The sequence below is a fragment of the Curtobacterium sp. MCPF17_047 genome (genome assembly GCF_003234045.1).
In the GTDB taxonomy this organism is placed as follows: Bacteria; Actinomycetota; Actinomycetes; order Actinomycetales; family Microbacteriaceae; genus Curtobacterium.
The window spans coordinates 39,342-58,516 of record NZ_QKSF01000013.1; the positions used below are offsets into that span (position 1 = coordinate 39,342).

The window sequence follows — 19,175 nt, forward strand, 5'->3', positions numbered from 1 at the left end:
GGTAACGGGGCGTCCGGTGTCCGGTCCGGGTCGACTAGGCCGAAGGCTGCTCCGCCAGCTCGATCTCGACGACGGCGAACTCGTCGCCGTCGACGAACGACAGGTCCTGGATCCGGCCGACGGCCGCCAGGTCCACGGCCGCCCGCTCGACGAGTTCACGGACGGCGGTGGGCGCCTGCACGACGGCCCGGGTGACCGGCGTCTTCTGGGACGCCTTCGCCGCGGTCTTCGCACCACGGATGCCGATCAGTGCCTGACCGACGGCGGCCAGCAGCCCGGTCTCGGCCTGGTCGACCGGCAGGTCGGCACGGACCGGCCAGGAGGCCCGGTGCACGCTGGTGTCGTGGGTCCAGGCCCACACTTCCTCGGTCGCGTACGGCAGGAACGGCGCCAGCAGGCGGAGCAGCACGTCGATCGCGCCGCGGAGCGCGAGGACCGCGCTCGCCTGCGTCTCGTGGACCGAGTCGGGGGCGGTGCCGTAGGCACGCTCCTTGACGAGCTCGAGGTAGTCGTCGCAGAACGTCCAGAAGAACCGCTCGGTGATCTCGAGCGCCCGGGCGTGGTCGTAGGCATCGAACGCGGCCGTGGCCTGGTCGACGACGGTACCGAGCGCGGCGAGCATGTCGACGTCGAGTGCCTCGGTGACCCGGTGGGCGCCGGTGGGCAGTTCGAAGCCGTAGACGAACTTCGCCGCGTTGAGGACCTTGATCGCCAGTCGTCGACCGACCTTGATCTGCTTCGGGTTCTGCGGGTCGAACGCCGCGTCGGTGCCGAGCTTCGACGAGGCCGCCCAGTAGCGGACCGCGTCGGCGCCGTGTGCCTCGAGGACGGACAGCGGTGTGACGACGTTGCCCTTCGACTTCGACATCTTCTTGCGGTCGGGGTCGACGATGAAGCCGGAGATCGACGCGTTCTTCCACGGCACCACGTCTGCCTCGAGCTGGCTCCGGAGGACGGTCGTGAACAGCCAGGTCCGGATGATGTCCTGCGCCTGCGGGCGGACGTCGTACGGGTACACCAGGTCGTAGAGCGCCGGGTCGGTCTCCCACTTGCCGGCGAGCTGCGGGGTGAGGGACGAGGTCGCCCAGGTGTCCATCACGTCGAGTTCGCCCTGGAAGCCACCGGCGACACCGCGCTGCGACTCGTCGTACCCGGGGGCGGGGTCGGACGACGGGTCGACGGGCAGCTGCGCCTCGGTCGGGACGATCGGCTGGTCGAAGACCGGGTTGCCGTCGGCGTCGAGCGGGTACCAGACCGGGATCGGCACGCCGAAGAAGCGCTGGCGCGAGATCAGCCAGTCGCCGGACAGGCCGCCGACCCAGTTCTCGTACCGGACCTTCATGAAGTCGGGGTGGAACGCGATCTGGTCACCGCGCTCGAGCAGCGTCTTCTTGAGCTGCTCGTCGCGGGCGCCGTTCACGATGTACCACTGGCGCGTGGAGACGATCTCGAGCGGCTTGTCGCCCTTCTCGAAGAACTTCACCGGGTGGTTGATCGTCGTGATGTCACCGACCAGCTCGCCGGACTCAGTGAGGGCGTCCACGACGACCTTCTTGGCGGAGAACACGGTCTTGCCGGCCATCTCGGCGTAGAGCGCACGGCCCTCGGCGGACTCGATCCACTCCGGCTCGTCGGATCGGACACGACCGTCGAAGCCGATGACCGAGCGGTTCGGCAGCTGCAGTTCGCGCCACCAGACGACGTCGGTGGTGTCACCGAACGTGCAGATCATCGCGATGCCCGCGCCCTTGTCCTTCTGCGCGAGGTGGTGTGCGAGCACCGGGACCTCGACGTCGAACAGCGGGGAGCGGACCGTGGTGCCGAAGAGGTCCTGGAACCGCTCGTCGTCCGGGTGCGCGACGAGGGCGACGCACGCCGGCAGCAGTTCGGGGCGGGTGGTCTGGATGACGACGTCGCCGCTGCCGTCGCTCTTGTGGAAGGCCAGGCCGTGGTAGGCGCCCGGCATCTCCTTGTCCTCGAGTTCGGCCTGCGCGACCGCGGTCCGGAACGTGACGTCCCAGAGCGTCGGGGCGTCGGCCTGGTAGGCCTCGCCGCGCTCGAGGTTGCGGAGGAAGGCACGCTGCGCGCTGGCCCGGGAGGTCGCGTCGATCGTGCGGTAGGACTGCGTCCAGTCGACGGAGAGGCCGAGGGTCCGGAAGAGCTCCTCGAACTGCTGCTCGTCCTGCACGGTCAGCTCGTCGCACAGCTCGATGAAGTTGCGGCGCGAGATCGGCAGCTGGTCGGCGGCCTTGCTCGACTTGCCGTCACCGCCGGCGAACGGCGGGGCGAAGTCGGGGTCGTAGGGGAGCGACGGGTCGCAGCGGACGCCGTAGTAGTTCTGCACGCGACGCTCGGTGGGGAGACCGTTGTCGTCCCAGCCCATCGGGTAGAAGACGTGCTTGCCGCGCATCCGCTCGAACCGGGCCTTGAGGTCGGTGTGCGTGTACGAGAACACGTGACCGATGTGCAGCGAGCCGGAGGCGGTCGGCGGCGGGGTGTCGATCGAGTAGACGGCGGACCGGTCACCGGCGGCGTCGCGGTCGAACCGGTAGGTGCCGTCCTGCTCCCACTGCGGCCCCCAGACCTGCTCGAGTCCGTCCACCGATGGCTTGTCGGGCATGGGCTTGGTCATGGCTGCGCCTTCCGTTCGTATGTGCGGCACCGAGTCCGTGATGAGGTGCCTGAGTGTCCCCGCGTGGTGCGGGTGCGGTCCTCAGCGTACCGGTCGGCCGCGCCGGACAGCCCACCTGCTAGGCTTCCGGGGTTTGTCCGGCGAGCGCGGTCCGCAGGACGCCAGTGTCGCTGTCTCGCCGGAAGCCCGGCCGTCCCGCCGGGAGCCCGAAGGACGCCACAGCACACCGGAGGAACACCTTGCCAGCCAACGACACACCGAAGCAGCAGCACGCGGACCGCCCGCTGCGGACGAAGGGCGCCGTGCGGACGAAGGGGGCCGTGAAGCGTGCCCGACGGAAGCTGACCGAGGACGACGTCACCGTCGTCGAGGAGTCGATGCTCAAGCGTGCCGTCGCCGCCGCGGCCCTCGGCAACGCGATGGAGTGGTTCGACTTCGGCATCTTCGCCTACCTCACGGTCACGATCTCGCAGGTCTTCCTGCCGGAGGGTGACCCGGCGTCGAACGTCGTCGCGACCTTCGGCTTCTTCGCGGCCGCGTTCATCGTCCGACCGATCGGCGGCGCCGTCTTCGGTCCCATCGGCGACAGGATCGGCCGCCAGAAGGTCCTCGCGCTGACGATGATCCTGATGGCCGCCGGCACGCTGATGATCGGCCTGATCCCGTCGTACGACACGATCGGCGTCTGGGCCCCGATCCTGCTGCTCGTCGCCCGCTTCGTGCAGGGCTTCTCGACCGGTGGTGAGTACGGCGGCGCCGCGACGTTCATCGCCGAGTACTCGCCGGACAAGCGGCGCGGGTTCATGGGCTCGTGGCTCGAGTTCGGCACGCTCGCCGGGTACGTGCTGGGCGCCTCGATCGTCACCGGCCTGCAGTTCGGCCTGTCCGAGGACGCCCTGCTCAGCTGGGGCTGGCGCATCCCGTTCATCATCGCCGGGCCGCTCGGCCTGATCGGCCTGTACCTGCGGCTGAAGCTCGAGGAGACCCCGGCGTTCCAGAAGCAGCAGGAGCAGGCCGCCGAGCGCGAGTCGCAGAAGACGCCGTTCCTCAAGCTCTTCGCCGAGAACTGGCGTGCGCTCATCATCTGCATCGGGCTGGTCCTGGTCTTCAACGTGACCGACTACATGCTGCTGTCGTACATGCCGACCTACCTGGAGCAGAACCTCGGCCAGAACGCCACGTTCGGGCTCATCCTGATCGTCGTCGTGATGCTGCTCATGATGGTCGTGATCACGTTCGGCGGTCGGCTGTCGGACCGCTTCGGTCGTCGTCCGGTGCTCGCCGCCGGTTGCATCGGCTTCTTCCTCCTGTCCTGGCCGGCGCTGGGACTCGTCCAGACCGGCACCGGCGTCGGGGTCTTCTCCGGCCTGCTCATCCTGGGCGTGGTCCTGGTGACCTTCACGTCGACGATGCCGTCCACCCTGCCGGCGCTGTTCCCGACGATCATCCGCTACGGCGCCCTGGCCATCGCGTTCAACGTGTCGGTGTCGCTGTTCGGTGGGACCACCCCGCTCGCCACCGCCGCACTCATCAACTGGGCGAAGGACGGCGGCTACGGCTGGGCCGAGGACATCCCCGCCTTCTACCTCATGCTGGCGGCCGTCATCGGGCTCGTCGCGGTGTACTTCACCAAGGAGACCGCCGCCACGCCGCTCATGGGCTCCGGCCCCACGGTCGGGTCCGAGGACGAGGTCGCCGGCGTCATCGACGACTACAACGACCCGACCTCGGAGCTCGCACGGTCCGACTGGGCGAAGGAGTTCTCGACGAGCCAGATCCCGGTCGTGACCGGGGACGGTCCGGTCGGCGACGGCGCGCAGGACAGGGCACCCGCGGGATCCTGACCCGCACCACCCGGCCTGGAGGCCCGACCCGCGTCACGTGGGTCGGGCCTCCGTCGCGTGGGTGGTCGGGTCCGGCACGCCGACGGCGTGACCGTCAGGCGGACGGGCCGGCTGCCAGCCGCCCGGCGGCACGGACGAGCCGCTGTGTGACGGGGTGTTCCGGACGGCCGAACACGGCCTCGGCCGGGCCGTGCTCGACGACGGTGCCCTCGTGGACGACGAGCACCTCGTCCGCGAGCCGCCGGACGGCTCGCAGGTCGTGCGACACGAAGACCATCGCGACGCCGGTGTCGTCGCGGAGCCGTTCGAGCAGGCCCAGCACGGCGTCCTGCACGGTGGCGTCGAGCGCGGTCACCGGCTCGTCGAGCACCAGGACCTCCGGCTCGGTGGCCAGCGCGCGGGCGATCGCGAGCCGCTGCCGCTGACCGCCGGACAGGGTGCGGGGCGACCGGGTCCGGAGGCTCGTGTCGAGGTCGACCTGTCGCAGTGCGGCCTCGACACGGTCGCCCAGGGCACCGGTCGCACGCCGGGCACGGCCTCCGCTCAGGGCGTCGGCGAGCACGCGGTCGACGTCCCACCGCTCGTCGAACGTGGCGCCCGGGTCCTGGACGACCGCGGCGATCCGGTGTCGCCGAGCACGACGCTCGCGCTCGGGGAGCGGTGCCCACGCCTCGCCGTCGAGCGTGACCGTCCCGGCGTCCGGCGTCTCGAGCCCGAGGAGCATCCGCGCCACCGTCGTCTTCCCGGAGCCCGACGCCCCGACCACGCCGAGCACCCGGCCCGGCGCGACCCGCAGCGCGACGTCGGTGACGGCGGCCACTCCCGGGTAGGAACGCACGAGGCCCTCCGCGGCGAGCACCGGCTGCTCGACCGCCAGCACCGGCTGCTCCGATGCGGACGGGACGTCCCCGGCACGGACCGTCGCTGTCGACCGCGCCGCGCGCACCAGGGCCTGCGTGGCGGGGTGGGTCGGGGCCTCCAGGACGGTGGCGGTCGGACCCTCCTCGACGATCCGGCCGGCGTCCATCACCGCGACGCGGTCCGCCCAGCCCGCGACGAGTCCGAGGTCGTGCGTCACGACGAGCAGCCCGGTGCCCCGCTGTTGCGCGGCCCGCAGCTGCTCCATCACGCGGAGGGCGATCCCGGCGTCGAGGGCCGTGGTCGGTTCGTCCGCGACGAGGAGCCCGGGCCGGCCGATCGTCGCGGCGGCGATGAGGGCACGCTGTCGCATGCCGCCGGACAGCGTGCCAGCGGTCCGGCCGTCGGTGGCGAGCGCGGGGTCGAGCCCGACGGCCTCCAGTTCGGCGCGGACCGCCTCCACGCGGTCGCGGGCCGACAGGTCGGTGTGCAGGCGGAGGGCGTCCGCGACCTCGCGCCCGACGGGACGGAGCGGGTCCAGAGCGCCCAGGGCCTCCTGGCCGACGTAGCCGACGTGCCGACCGCGGACCGCGCGCCACCGGCGTTCCGACAGGCCACGGACGTCGTGGTCGGCGACGGCGAGCCGGTCGGCCGTCACCACCGCACCGGTGGCGGAGAGGCCGAGTGCCGCCCGGACCGTGACGGACTTGCCGGACCCGGACGCGCCCACGAGTGCGACGCACTCGCCCGGGGCGACTCGGAGCGTGACGTCGGAGACGAGGGCGAGGCCGTCGATCGTGACGGAGAGACCGGCGACCTCGAGGGTGAGGTCGTCGCCGCGCTCGCTCACCGCGCCGCTCACCGCGCCGCTCCCGCGCGGCGGAGCGCCCGGCCGAGCACCGTCACCGCGGTCGCGAGCACCACGATCGCCAGCCCCGGGAAGGTGCTCATCCAGGGTGCGGTCTGCAGGTAGGTGCGGCCGTCGGCGAGCATCGCACCCCACTCGGGCGCCGGCGGCGGTGTCCCGACGCCGAGGTAGCTGAGCGCCGACGCCCACACCACGGCCTGGCCGATGCCGAGCGTGCCGACCGCGACGACCGGCCAGAGCGCCGCCGGCAACACGTGGCGGAGCACGATGGCGGCGGGGGAGCGGCCGAGCAGCACCGCGGTCTCGACGACCTGGGACGACCGTGCGGTGCGGACCAGGCCGCGGACGATCCGGGCGTACCCGGGGGCGGTCGCGAACCCGACCGCGAGCATCGCCGGCACCGGTCCGGGGCCGGTCACCGCGATGACGACGAGTGCGACGAGGAGCAGCGGCAGGGCGAAGGCGACCTCGGTGACCCGCCCCACGACGGCGTCGACGACCCGGCCGCCGAGCCCGGCGAGGACGCCGAGGACCACGCCGGTGCCACCGCCGACGAGCGTGGCGACCACGCCGACCAGCAGTGACGCGCGCGTCCCCGCGACCACCCGTGCCAGGACGTCACGTCCGGACTCGTCGGTGCCGAAGGGGTGGCCGGCACCGGGCGGCAGGAGCGCCTCGGTCGGGTGCACCGCGAGTGGGTGCGACCCGCCGAGCAGCGCCGGCCAGAGCGCCGCCACGACGGCGACCGCCACCACCACTGCTGCGACGGTCCCTGCCGGGCCGAGCGTCCCCCCACGGAATCGCTCGGACCGGCGTCCGGCGCGGGCGGCGCCGGGGTCCTGGGACGGCGTGCTGCCGGGCACGCCGTCGATGCTGCTGCGTCCGGACGGGAGGCCCGGGTCGACGATGCCGCTCACCGCGCCTCCGCCTCGTCCGACGTCGTGCCCCGCGGGTCGACCGCCCGCTCGACGAGGTCCGCCGCGGCGAGCACCACGACGTACGCCGCCGCCGACACCAGGGCGATCCCGGCGACGAGGGGCATGTCCCGCTGCGTCACGGCGGTCACCAGCGCCCGCCCGATGCCGGGCAGCGCGAACACCGATTCGACGACCACGGCCCCGGACACCAGCGACCCGAAGGCCCAGGCGGACAGGGCGATGCCGGGCAGCGCCGCGTGCCGGAGCAGGTGTCGCCCGAACAGCCCCGCGCGGGACTCGCCCCGGCCCAGTGCCGCGAGGGCGAACGCCGAGCGCTGCGCGTCCACGACGCCGTCGCGGATCGTCTCGGCCAGGTAGCCGGCGACCGGCACCGCGACGACCAACACGGGCAACACCCACCCGCGGACGGTCCCGTCGCTCACCGCGGGCACCCAACCCAGGCTGCCGGCGAAGACGACGATGAGCACGCTGCCGAGCCAGAAGTGCGGCATCACGCTCGCGGTCACCGACAGCCCGGTGGTCAGCAGCGCCGCCGTGCGCCCGCGCTGCGTCGACCACCACGCGGCGACGACCGCGAGCAGCCAGGCGACGACGAGCCCCGCCACCGCGAGCGTCAGCGTGACCGGGAGCTCCTGCGTCAGCAGCGTCGACACCGGCGTGCGGAACGCGTACGAGTCGCCGAGCTGCCCGGTCGCCAGGCGTCCGAGGAACACCGCGTACTGCACCAGCACCGGGCGGTCGAGGCCGTACTCGGAGCGGACCTGCGCCACCGCCTCGGCCGAGGCCTGCGAGCCCGGACCGCCGAGGATCGCGAGTGCCGGGTCACCGGGGATCAGGCGGATCGCGACGAACACGATCGTCGCGACCGCCCACAGGACGCCGACCCCGCCGAGCAGCCGGCGCACCGCCCAGCGCGCCCACCCGACGGCGGGCGAGTGGCGTGCCGGACGGGTGCCGGGCCTCCTGGTCGTCCCCACCGGTGCGTCAGCGGGCGAGCCACGCCGTCCCGAACCACGGCGTGGAGACCGACGTGGTCGAGATGCCGTGCACGGCCGAGCGGTACAGGAAGTGGTTCTGCTGGTCGTAGAGCGGCAGGACGGTCCGGCTCTCGAGGATCGTCTCCTGCGCCTGCTCGACCAGGTCGGCACGCTCCGACGAGTCGGCGGTCTGCGCCGCCTGCTCGAGCAGCCGGTCGAGGGCCGGGTCGTCGAGCTGCGCGAGGTTCGCGAAGTACCCGGACGGTGCCGGAGTGATCGACGCGGAGTCGTAGAGGATGCGCAGGACGTCCGGGCCGACCTTCGTGTACGGAGCACTGACGACGTCGTACTGGTTCGCCGCCAACGCCGCGTACCAGCTGGACAGGTCGAGTTCCTCGAGCTCGACGGTGATGCCGACCTCCGCCTCGGACGCCTGGATCTGCTGGAACAGGCTGCGCTCGGCGGGCACCGACTGGTTCGTGGAGACCGGGAACGTGACGGTGAGGGGCTTGCCGTCCTTCTCGCGGACGCCGTCGCTGTTCGTCTTCCAGCCGGCGGCATCGAGCAGGCGCTTCGCTTCGGACGGGTCGTACGCGAAGAGCGACTCGTCGGAGTACGAGGTCGGCTCCACGCTGGACAGGACCGAGTACGAGCGCTTCGCGGTCCCGAGGAACAGGGACTTCAGGCCGGGGTCGATCTCGGCAGCTGCGATGAACGCCTTGCGGACGGACTCGTCCTGGAAGACGCCGTGGCCGGAGTTCAGCTCGAGCCGGTTCGACGCGCCGGGACGCGGGGCGTCGAGGTCTCGGATCGCAGCCTTCGACGACGCGGCCCGCAGCTGGTCGGGCTGGGCGTTGTCGATGACGTCGACCTGGCCGGACTGCAGCGCTGCGTAGCGGGACGTCGAGTCCGGCAGGAACCGCCAGGTCAGACCGTCGAGCCGGGGCTTCGTGGTCGAGCCGCCGAGCGGCGTGTAGTCGGCGTTCTCCGTCAGGGTGACGCGGTCGCCGTGCTTCCAGTCGGTGACCTCGAACGGGCCGGTACCGACGGGGGACTCGCAGTTCGTGGCCTGCTTCCGCTGCAGGGCCTTCGGCGACTCCATGCCGACCCAGGGCTGCGAGAACGACTCCAGCAGCGCGGCGTCCGGCCGGCTGAGCGAGAGGGTGACCGTCCGGTCGTCGGTGGCCGTGGCCTTCTCGATCGACTGCAGGGCGAGGTACCCGGTGCTGGATGCTGTGGCCGGGTCCTGCACGTGCTCGATGTTCGCCACGACGGCGGCGGCGTCGAACGGGGTGCCGTCGGTGAACGTCACGTCATCCCGCAGGATGAAGGTGAGGGTCTTGCCGTCATCGCTCGTCGACCACTTCGTGGCCAGCTCGGGCGTCGGCCGCCCGTCGTCGAGACCGACGAGTTCCTCGATGTACTGCGTCGCCAGGAGCGCCTGCGGGTAGTTGCCGCCGACGTGCGGGTCGAGGCAGGTCGGTTCCGCGTCGCCCGAGGCGTACGTCAGCGTGCCGCCACGGACCGGGGTGCTGCTGTCGCTGGGGCTGCCGCCGCCGGAGCAGGCGGCGACGGCCAGGAGGACCGTGGCCGCGCTGGCGACGCCGGTCACGATGCGCCGCAGCGCCGGGCTTTTCTGTACTGGGTCCAAGATCATGGCGCGACGAGTCTAGCGGTTTACTGGAGGGCATGGACCAGCCAACCCGCCGAGGCGGTCGACCGCGACGATCGAGCGCCGAGGTGCTCGCCGACGCCGCTGCCGAGCTCTTCCTCGAGCAGGGGTACGCGAAGACCACCGTGGACCACATCGCCGCCCGCGCCGGTGTCAGTCGCGCGACCTTCTTCAACTACTTCGCCGCGAAGTCCGACGTGATGTGGCTCGACCTCGACGCCGCGGTGGCCGAGTTCCCGCAGCACCTGGCGACCTCCGCCGAGACGAGCGCCGTCCGCGCCGTGGAGGACGCCCTGCTCGCCACCGCCCGCGCCCACGATCCGGACCGCGTGCCCTGGGCGATCAGTCAGGCCGAGGTGATGGACGTCGGTGCCGAACTCGTCGCGAGCGGTGCCACCCGGGTCACGGGGCAGCACCAGGCGATCGCGTCGTTCGTCGCCGGGCGGACCGGAGAGCACCCGGCGTCGCTCTGGCCGCAGACCGTGGCAGGGGCGATGCTCGGGGCGGCTGCCGCGGCCTTCGGGGTCTGGGTGACCGACGGGGTCGCGCGACGTCCACTCGTCGAGTACGTCGCCGCCGCGCTGACGCCGGTGGTGGCGGGGCTCGACGCGCGCTGACCCGGTGTCGCTCCGCTGGTAGGTTCTGGGTGCGCCGTCCGAGGGGGACGGCCGATGACTCCAGGGGGATCCGTGTCCGAGACACCCGAACAGCAGCCGTCCTCGTCCGGAACGGGTGGTCCGGACCCGGAGCGCCACGAGCCGGACGCCGCGCAGGCGCCGCAGTACCCGGCGCAGGCGCCGCAGGACGGCGGTCAGCAGACGCCGCAGTACCCCGCGCAGGCTCCTCAGTACCCGGCGGGCCAGCAGCAGCCCCAGCAGTTCGGCGGTCAGCCCCCGCAGTTCGGCAGCCAGCCGCCGCAGTACCCCGGCGCCCCGCAGGGCCAGCAGCCCTGGCAGGGTGCCGGCGCCCCGACGGTCCAGCCCGGGGGAGCCGCTGCGTACGGCGGCCGCCCGCAGCAGCCCCGGGGCCGTCGGGTCCTGGTGGCCGTGGTCGGCATCGTGGCGTTCCTCGTCGCCGGTGCCCTGGTCCGTTGGGGCCTGTCGTCGTTCGGCGGCCCGTCGAAGCAGGAGCTCGTCGACCAGGGCGTCGCGAAGATCACCGAGCAGACGACCTTCCCGAAGCAGGTCGACGAGATCACGACCTGGACCGGGGTGGACGCCGAGGACGAGGCGATCCACTACCGCTACAGCGTCGCCGCCGACCCGACCGCGATCTCCGAGCGGGCGATCCGCAGCTCCGTGCTGTCGAACCTCTGCTCGACGACGGCGACGCGGGACATCCTCGAGGAGGACATCGCGATGCGGTACTCGTACGTCTTCCCGGGCTCGACCAAGACCGTCGACCTCGAGTTCACCGACGCCGACTGCTGACGCCCCGGCCGCTCGAGTCGCCGCGGTCGTCCGGGGCGCTCAGGCGCGGAGCGTCCCGGCGCCTCCGGCGGCGACGTCCTCGACGGTCCCGTCCTTGACGACCTCGGGGATCTCGTTGCCCGTCGGCTTCAGGACCGCGGCACCCGGCACGGACAACGTGAGCACTGCCTCCTCGACGTACTGGCTGTCCTCGAGCGACTGTTCGATCTTCCGGAGACGGCCGGCGACGTGCTCCTCGGTGTCGTTCCCGACCAGGTCGACCGCGGCGACCATGTACACGCGCGACGGGCCGACGAACTCCAGGTGCAGGTAGCTGACGCTCTCGACCTGCTCGCGGGCGAGCAGTTCGACGAGCACGGCGTTCTCGAGCTCGGGGGAGGTGCTCTCCCCGAGCAGGAACCGGCGGTTGCGGTCGATGAGGACGACGGCGACGACCCCGAGCAGCAGGCCGACGGCGATCGACCCGATGGCGTCGAACACGGCGAGCCCGGTGACCTGGTGCAGGAAGACACCGAGGAACGCGATGACCAGGCCGACGAGCGCGGCGGCGTCCTCGGCGAAGACGGCCCGGAGCGTCGGGTTCGACGACTGCAGCACGTGCCGGAGGACCGGGACGCGGCGCTTCGTCGCGGCACCGTGGGCCTGGCGGAACGCCTGCAGGAAGCTCGTCCCCTCGAGGAGGAACGACACCCCCAGGACGATGTAGTTGAGGACGACGTCCTCCGCCGGCCCGGTGTCCCCGAGCTCGGTGATGCCGTGGTAGATCGAGACGATCGCGCCCGCGGTGAACAGGCCGAACGCGGCGAACATCGACCAGATGTAGGTCTCCCGGCCGTAGCCGAGGGGGTGGCGCGCATCGCGCTTCCGGGCGCCACGTCGTTCGGCGATGAGCAGGAAGATCTCGTTCCCGGTGTCCGCCCACGAGTGCGCGGCCTCGGCGACCATCGACGCGGAGCCCGTCAGCATCGCGGCGACGGACTTGGCGATGGCGACGAGCAGGTTCGCGCCGAACGCGATGAGGACGGTGAGCAGGGACTCCGGCTTCGCTTTCGCGCTGCCGGCCGAGGCGTCCGGAACGGTCTCGGGGGTCTCGGATGACGACGACGAGGGCATCGCTCCAGCATGCTCCCGTCCGGTAGACTCGCGCGCACAGGCATCGATCCGGCCATCACCGGGGAGTCATCCGGAAGAACGCGGCACCCGTCGGGGGTCGTCAGTAGAACCGGACGGGTTCGGGACCGTCATCATCCCCGACGCAGAGTGGTCACGAACAGGCGGTCGCGCCGGTCCGAGGCAAGCGAGGTGGTACCGCGGAGCGCAGGCTCCGTCCTCGTGGTCCAGTTCCACCGACCTCCAGGAGCCATCCGGTGCGTTACCCCCTGAACCGCGAGTCCCCGAACGGCGACGTGTCCACGAGCGGTGCGGGCGTGAACCCGTCCCCGTCCTTCCCCGCGGTCGAGCGGGGGATCCTCGCCTTCTGGAAGGGCGACGACACGTTCCGCGCGTCCATCGCCGAGCGCGAGGGCTGTGACGAGTGGACCTTCTACGACGGCCCGCCGTTCGCGAACGGCCTGCCGCACTACGGGCACCTGCTGACCGGCTACGCCAAGGACGTCTTCCCGCGCTACCAGACCATGCGCGGCAAGCAGGTGCACCGTCGCTTCGGCTGGGACACCCACGGGCTGCCCGCCGAGCTCGAGGCGATGCGCCAGCTCGGCATCACCGAGAAGCACGAGATCGACGCCATGGGCATCGACGTCTTCAACGCGGCCGCTCGCCGGTCGGTGCTGCAGTACACCGACGAGTGGCAGCAGTACGTCACCCGGCAGGCGCGCTGGGTCGACTTCGAGGACGACTACAAGACGCTCGACGTCACCTACATGGAGAGCGTCCTGTGGGCGTGGAAGACCCTGTGGGACAAGGGCCTGGCGTACGAGGGCTTCCGGGTCCTGCCGTACTGCTGGAACGACCAGACGCCGCTGTCGAACCACGAGCTGCGCATGGACGACGACGTCTACAAGATGCGCCAGGACCAGTCGGTGACGGTCTCGTTCCCGCTCACCGGTGCACGTGCACAGGAGCTCGGACTCGACGGCGTCCGTGCCCTCGCCTGGACCACGACCCCGTGGACGCTGCCGACGAACGCCGCGCTCGCGGTCGGTCCGGCGATCGCGTACGCGGTCCTGCCGGCCGGGCCGGGAGGCGCGGCTGACGGGTCCGACGCCGGTTCCGTCTCCTACCTGCTCGCGGCCGACACGGTCGCCGCGCACGCCAAGGACCTCGGGTACGCCTCGGCGGAGGAGGCCGTGGGCGCCGTCACGCGGACGATCGAGGGCCGGGAGCTCGACGGCGTCGCCTACGAGCGCCTGTTCGACTTCCTCGCGGAGACCGAGGGCATGGAGAACGCCTGGAAGGTCCTGGTCGCCGAGTACGTCGAGACCGGCGAGGGCACCGGCATCGTGCACCAGGCCCCGGCCTACGGTGCGGACGACCAGGAGGTCTGTGCGGCCGCCGGCATCCCCGTGGTGCTCTCGCTCGACGAGGGCGGTGTCTTCACGTCGCAGTTCCCGCTCGTCGCCGGACAGCTCTGGATGGACGCCAACAAGCCGCTGACCAAGGCCGTCCGCGACGCCGGCCGACTGCTCCGCCAGGCGTCCTACGAGCACAGCTACCCGCACTGCTGGCGCTGCCGCAAGCCCCTGATCTACAAGGCCGTCTCGTCGTGGTTCGTCCGGGTGACCGACCTCCGCGACCGCATGGGCGAGCTCAACCAGGACATCAACTGGGTGCCGGACAACGTCAAGGACGGGCAGTTCGGCAAGTGGGTCGGCAACGCCATCGACTGGTCGGTGTCCCGCAACCGCTACTTCGGCACGCCGATCCCGGTGTGGCAGTCCGACGACCCCGAGTACCCGCGCACCGACGTGTACGGCTCGCTCGCGGACATCGAGCGCGACTTCGGGCGGCTGCCGCTGAACGCCGAGGGACAGGTGGACCTGCACCGTCCGTTCATCGACGACCTGACCCGTCCGAACCCGGACGACCCGACGGGTGCGTCCACCATGCGACGGATCACCGACGTGTTCGACGTCTGGTTCGACTCCGGGTCGATGCCCTACGCACAGGTGCACTACCCGTTCGAGAACGCCGAGTGGTTCGACGCACACAACCCGGCGGACTTCATCGTCGAGTACATCGGGCAGACCCGCGGCTGGTTCTACGTCATGCACGTGCTCTCCACCGCGCTGTTCGACCGGCCGGCGTACACGAACGTCATCAGCCACGGCATCGTCCTGGGCTCCGACGGCCAGAAGATGTCGAAGAGCCTGCGGAACTACCCGGACGTGTCCGAGGTCTTCGACCGCGACGGCGCCGACGCGATGCGCTGGTTCCTGATGTCCTCGTCGGTGATCCGCGGTGGCAACCTCGTGGTCACCGAAGAGGGCATCCGCCAGGGTGTCCGCGAGTTCCTGCTGCCGCTGTGGTCGACGTACTACTTCTTCACCCTGTACGCGAACGCGTCGGGGGAGTCGGGCTACCAGGCCGCCCGCAGTACCGCGAGCACCGACGTGCTCGACCGGTACCTCCTCGCGAAGACCCGCGTGCTCGTGGCCGACGTGACGACGCACCTCGACGCGCTCGACACCCCGCTCGCCGCGCAGGCGATCCGCGACTTCGCCGACGTGCTAACCAACTGGTACGTCCGCCGGTCGCGGGACAAGTTCTGGGCCGGTGCGGAGACCTCCGCGGAGGCCCGTGCCGCGTTCGACACGCTGTTCACGGTCCTCGAGACCCTCGCCCGGGTGGCGGCGCCGCTGGCACCGCTCGTGACCGAGGAGGTCTGGAAGGGCCTGACCGGTGACCGCAGCGTCCACCTGACCGACTGGCCGGACGCGTCCGAGTTCCCCGCGGACGACGCCCTCGTCGACGCGATGGACCGCGTGCGGGACGTCGCCTCGAAGGGGCTCGCGCTCCGCAAGTCGACCGGCAAGCGCGTCCGGCTGCCGCTCGCGACGCTGACGCTCGTCGTGCCGGACCCCGCAGCGGTCGAGCCGTTCGCGGACATCCTGCGCGACGAGCTCAACGTCAAGCGCGTCGTGCTCGAGGCGCAGGCCGAGGAGTCCCTGGCGCAGTACGGCATCGAGCGGAAGCTCACCGTGAACGCCCGCGCTGCCGGCCCCCGCATCGGCAAGGCCGTGCAGCAGGTCATCCCGGCCGCGAAGAAGGGCGACTGGACCGCGACCGAGACCGGCGTCACCGTCGGTGGCGTCGACCTGGTCGAGGGTGAGTTCACGCTCGACCTCACGGTGGCCGACACGTCGAAGGCAGTGGCGTTCCTGGACGGCGGCGGGTTCGTCGTCCTCGACACCGTCACCACGCCGGAGCTCGAGGCCGAGGGCATCGCCCGCGACGTCGTCCGTGCCGTGCAGCAGGCCCGTCGCGACGCCGGTCTCGACGTCGGCGACCGCATCGACCTGACGCTCCGTGCAGACGAGACGGCCGCTGCCGCGATCGGCGTGCACGAGACGCTCATCGCGAACGAGACCCTCGCCAGCGGAGTACAGGTCGTGCCGACGGTGTTCGGTCAGGACGAGGACACCGTCGCGGTCGGCGACGGAGCGAAGGTGACCGTGGAGGTCCAGCGCGCATGAGCGACAGCAACGAGTACGACGCCCCGGCGGACGACGCGGACGGGATCGAGGCCGAGCCCGTCGAGATCCCCGTCGGTCCGGCGGGCGACACTGCTCCCGGCGAGGAACTGCCGTACGGCGGGGACGACGACGAGGTCCGGCGGGTCGAGGCGGCGCTCATGGCCCGGATCGGTGAACAGTCGCCCGAGCACCGCCTGACCGCGACCCGACGTGCCGTCGAGCTCCTCGGTGACCCGCACCTGGCGTACCCGGTCATCCACATCACGGGGACGAACGGCAAGACGTCGACCGCCCGGATGACCGAGAGCATCGTCCGTGCCCACGGTCTGCGCACCGGGCTCATGACCAGCCCGCACCTGGTGTCGATCCGGGAGCGCATCGTCATCGACGGCGAGCCGATCGAGCCGAGCCGGTTCGTCGAGAACTGGGACGACATCACCCCGATCCTCGAGATGACCGATGCCGAGCTCACCGCCAAGGGCGAACTGCCGCTGACGTTCTTCGAGGCGCTGACCGTCCTGGCGCTGGCGTGCTTCGCCGAGGCGCCCGTCGACGTCGCCGTGATCGAGGTCGGCATGGGCGGCGAGTGGGACTCCACCAACGTGGTGCAGAGCCAGGTGCAGGTCTTCACCCCGATCGCCATCGACCACGCGAAGCAGCTCGGCAACACGGTCGCCGAGATCGCGCGCACGAAGTCCGGGATCATCAAGCCGTCCTCGTCCGTGGTCACGTCGGCCCAGGTGCCCGAGGCGCTCGCCGAACTCGAGCGGGCCGCCGAACTCACCGAGTCGACGCTGGCGGTCGAGGGAACCCGCTTCCGGGTGACCAGCAACACCCCGGCGGTCGGCGGGCAGCTGATCAGCGTGCAGGGCATCGCCGGGACCTACGACGACCTGTTCGTGCCGCTGTTCGGCGCCCACCAGGCGCACAACGCGGCGGTCGCGGTCGCCGCGGTCGAGTCGTTCCTCGGCCGGGGCAGCCAGGCACTCGACGAGGACGTCCTCAGCGAGGGGTTGGCCAACGCGACGAGCCCCGGCCGGCTGCAGCCGATCGCGACCGGTCCGACCGTCGTCGTCGACGCAGGGCACAACCCGCACGGCGCGAAGGCACTCGCCGACGCGCTGCCCGTGGCGTTCCCGTCCGGACACGTCGTCGGCGTCGTCGGGATCCTCCGCGACAAGGACGCCCGCGGGTTCGTCCGTGCCCTCAAGGACACCGTCGCGACCTTCGTCGTGACACAGCCGCCGGGGGAGCGGGCACTCGACGCCGACGAGTTCGCCCGGCTCGTCGTCGACGAGGTCGGCAACGACCGGGTCGTCGTCGAACCGTCGCTCGCCGGCGCCCTGCAGGAGGCCCGTGACCTGGCCGACGACGCCGACGCCGAGGACGCGATGGTCCTGGTCGCCGGCTCGATCGTGATGGTGGGTGCCGTCATGGAGATGGTCCACCGCGAAGGCGGGACGAAGTGACGGACGCACCACGGGCCTCCCGTCCGCCCCGCACGCCCCGGATGCGACGTCCGCGTCGGGACCGCGGGGCCCGCGAGAGCCTGCTGTCGATCACCCTCGTGCTCGAGGCGATCATGTTCTTCTTCCCGATGCTCGTCGTCTACGGCAAGCACACCCTGCCGGCCGGACTGGCCTTCGGCGGTGGCATCGCCGCGATCGTCGTCCTGGCCCTGGCGTCCCGACTGACCGGCTCCCGTGCCGGTGTATGGTTCGGGTGGCTGCTGCAGGCGGCCATCCTCGCCACCGGGTTCATCGAGCCCTTCATGGTCGTGGTGGGCGTGGTGTTCCTGGCGCTGTGGGTCTTCTGCTTCGTCAAGGGCGGTCAGCTCGACCGTCAGAACGCCGCCCGCCGAGCCGCACTCGGCGAGGACTGACCCACCACCACCTCGAACCGCAGGGAGTCCCGCTGTGTCCGAACTCGAAGAGACCCTCGTCCTCGTCAAGCCCGACGGCGTCGCCCGCCAGCTCACCGGTGAGATCCTCCGCCGCATCGAGGCGAAGGGCTACGAGATCGTCGACCTGAAGATGCTGACCGCGCCGCGCGACCTGCTCGACAGCCACTACGAAGAGCACCAGGGCAAGCCGTTCTTCGAGCCGCTCGTCGAGTTCATGCAGTCCGGACCGCTCGTCGCCGTGCGCGTCGCGGGCAACGGCGTCATCGCCGGGTTCCGCTCGCTCGCCGGGACCACCGACCCGACCTCGGCCGCACCCGGCACCATCCGTGGTGACCTGGGCCGCGACTGGGGCCTCAAGGTCCAGCAGAACCTGGTGCACGGCTCGGACTCGGCGGAGTCCGCTGCACGCGAGCTCGGACTCTGGTTCGCCTGATCCGGTACGACGAAGGCCCCCGCACTCTCGAGTGCGGGGGCCTTCGTCGTCGTGCCGGCGACTACTCGCCGGAGCCGCCGTTCTGCTCCACGAAGGAGGCGAAGGCCTGGGCGTCGGACCAGGCGTTGGTGCCGGTGCCGTTGTACTGCTTGCCGTTCACGAGGACGGTGGGCGTGCCGGTCAGCTTCGGCAGGTCGGAGTTCGGCAGGGGCTCGGTGAGCGCACGGTTCGTGGCGTCGGCGACCCACCCGGCGAACCGCTGGTCGGTGATGCAGGACTGCACCTCCGCGTTCGTCGCGCCGGCCTTCTCCGCGATGTCGGCGAGCTTGTCGTTCGTCAGACCGCGGGTGTTCTCCGACGGCTGGTTCTCGTAGAAGGCGCTGTTGACGTCGAGGAACGCGTCGGGATCGTAGTTCGCGACACAGGCGGCCGCGGCGGCCGAGCGGGTCGAGTACTTCGAGCCGAGCGAGGCGCGGTCGAGCAGGTTGAACGGGCGCACCTCGAGCGTGGCGGTGCCGTCCTGCACCCACTGCTTGATCTGGGACATGTTGCCCGTCTCGAACTGGTTGCAGATCGGGCACATGTAGTCCTCGTACACGGTGATGTTCGCGACCGAGTCGTCCTGCTTCGTGGCCGTCGGCTTCCCGCCCTCGGGGATGCCCTTCGTCTCGACCGGGACGATCTTGCCGTCCTGCCCCGTGAGCACGATGCCGTCGCTCGCCATGTTCTTCGGTCCGGGCCCGACGGGCTGGATCGAGTTCGCGACCACGAGCACGACGATCGCGACGACCGCGAGCGACGCCACGATGATGCCGCTGATCAGGAACGTCTTGTTCCGACGTCGGCGGGCCTGCTCCTTCTGGCGGGCCTCGCGGGCACGCTCGCGCGCGGCGTTGCGGCGCGCCTTCTTGCTCTCGTTGTCGCTCATCGGGATCGAGCGTAACGGCTCCGACCGCCGGGACCGGGCC

Annotated in this window: 14 protein-coding genes; 7 read left to right on the forward strand and 7 right to left on the reverse strand. The window is 71.4% G+C overall.

What is annotated here, in order from left to right; translation table 11 throughout:
- Positions 1-34: 34 nt before the first annotated feature.
- The gene (valS, locus tag DEJ33_RS13400; RefSeq protein WP_258374674.1) at positions 35-2,632 is read right to left on the reverse strand and encodes a valine--tRNA ligase; all 2,598 of its coding nucleotides are present in this window, start codon (positions 2,630-2,632) and stop codon (positions 35-37) included.
- 239 nt (positions 2,633-2,871) lie between these two features.
- On the opposite strand from valS, the gene proP reads away from it, so the two are divergent.
- On the forward strand, positions 2,872-4,476 hold the full coding sequence (proP, locus tag DEJ33_RS13405; RefSeq protein ID WP_258378168.1) for a glycine betaine/L-proline transporter ProP: 1,605 nt from the start codon (positions 2,872-2,874) through the stop codon (positions 4,474-4,476).
- 94 nt (positions 4,477-4,570) lie between these two features.
- Here proP and DEJ33_RS13410 read toward each other — a convergent pair whose 3' ends face one another.
- Genes DEJ33_RS13410 through DEJ33_RS13425 form a run of 4 tightly spaced genes read right to left on the reverse strand, consistent with a single transcriptional unit; the run spans position 4,571 to position 9,774 of the window.
- Positions 4,571-6,196: an ABC transporter ATP-binding protein gene (locus DEJ33_RS13410; RefSeq protein ID WP_111195227.1), complete on the reverse strand. Its 1,626-nt coding sequence runs from the start codon at positions 6,194-6,196 to the stop codon at positions 4,571-4,573.
- Complete coding sequence (locus tag DEJ33_RS13415) at positions 6,193-7,119, reverse strand: ABC transporter permease (protein WP_111195228.1); 927 nt, start codon at positions 7,117-7,119, stop codon at positions 6,193-6,195. Before DEJ33_RS13415 ends, DEJ33_RS13410 begins: the two co-directional genes overlap by 4 nt.
- Positions 7,116-8,117, reverse strand: coding sequence for an ABC transporter permease (locus DEJ33_RS13420; protein ID WP_111195229.1), 1,002 nt, complete (start codon positions 8,115-8,117; stop codon positions 7,116-7,118). Before DEJ33_RS13420 ends, DEJ33_RS13415 begins: the two co-directional genes overlap by 4 nt.
- A 7-nt stretch (positions 8,118-8,124) precedes the next feature.
- Complete coding sequence (locus DEJ33_RS13425) at positions 8,125-9,774, reverse strand: ABC transporter substrate-binding protein (RefSeq protein WP_111195230.1); 1,650 nt, start codon at positions 9,772-9,774, stop codon at positions 8,125-8,127.
- A gap of 32 nt (positions 9,775-9,806) precedes the next feature.
- Between DEJ33_RS13425 and DEJ33_RS13430 the strand changes: the two genes are divergently transcribed.
- Complete coding sequence (locus DEJ33_RS13430; RefSeq protein ID WP_111078812.1) at positions 9,807-10,406, forward strand: TetR/AcrR family transcriptional regulator; 600 nt, start codon at positions 9,807-9,809, stop codon at positions 10,404-10,406.
- 72 nt (positions 10,407-10,478) lie between these two features.
- On the forward strand, positions 10,479-11,219 hold the full coding sequence (locus DEJ33_RS13435) for a hypothetical protein (protein ID WP_111195231.1): 741 nt from the start codon (positions 10,479-10,481) through the stop codon (positions 11,217-11,219).
- A gap of 39 nt (positions 11,220-11,258) precedes the next feature.
- Here the strand turns inward: DEJ33_RS13435 and DEJ33_RS13440 are convergent, their stop codons facing one another.
- Positions 11,259-12,332 carry a cation diffusion facilitator family transporter gene (locus DEJ33_RS13440; protein ID WP_111195232.1) on the reverse strand — a complete coding sequence of 358 codons (1,074 nt, stop codon included), beginning with the start codon at positions 12,330-12,332 and terminating at the stop codon, positions 11,259-11,261.
- 254 nt (positions 12,333-12,586) lie between these two features.
- Here DEJ33_RS13440 and ileS point away from each other — a divergent pair, with 254 nt between their 5' ends.
- From ileS to ndk, 4 genes are read left to right on the forward strand one after another with little or no spacing between them, the layout of a single operon-like run.
- Positions 12,587-15,871, forward strand: coding sequence for an isoleucine--tRNA ligase (ileS, locus tag DEJ33_RS13445; protein WP_181432947.1), 3,285 nt, complete (start codon positions 12,587-12,589; stop codon positions 15,869-15,871).
- Positions 15,868-17,340: a folylpolyglutamate synthase/dihydrofolate synthase family protein gene (locus DEJ33_RS13450; RefSeq protein ID WP_111195233.1), complete on the forward strand. Its 1,473-nt coding sequence runs from the start codon at positions 15,868-15,870 to the stop codon at positions 17,338-17,340. Before ileS ends, DEJ33_RS13450 begins: the two co-directional genes overlap by 4 nt.
- Entirely contained in the window at positions 17,337-17,753 is a 417-nt protein-coding gene (locus tag DEJ33_RS13455; RefSeq protein WP_146236750.1) for a DUF4233 domain-containing protein, read from the forward strand. Before DEJ33_RS13450 ends, DEJ33_RS13455 begins: the two co-directional genes overlap by 4 nt.
- A 34-nt stretch (positions 17,754-17,787) precedes the next feature.
- Complete coding sequence (ndk, locus tag DEJ33_RS13460; RefSeq protein WP_110903983.1) at positions 17,788-18,207, forward strand: nucleoside-diphosphate kinase; 420 nt, start codon at positions 17,788-17,790, stop codon at positions 18,205-18,207.
- Between the two features lie 61 nt (positions 18,208-18,268).
- Here ndk and DEJ33_RS13465 read toward each other — a convergent pair whose 3' ends face one another.
- A complete protein-coding gene (locus tag DEJ33_RS13465) occupies positions 18,269-19,135 on the reverse strand; it encodes a thioredoxin domain-containing protein (RefSeq protein ID WP_111195234.1) in 867 nt (288 codons plus the stop codon).
- Positions 19,136-19,175 lie beyond the last annotated feature (40 nt).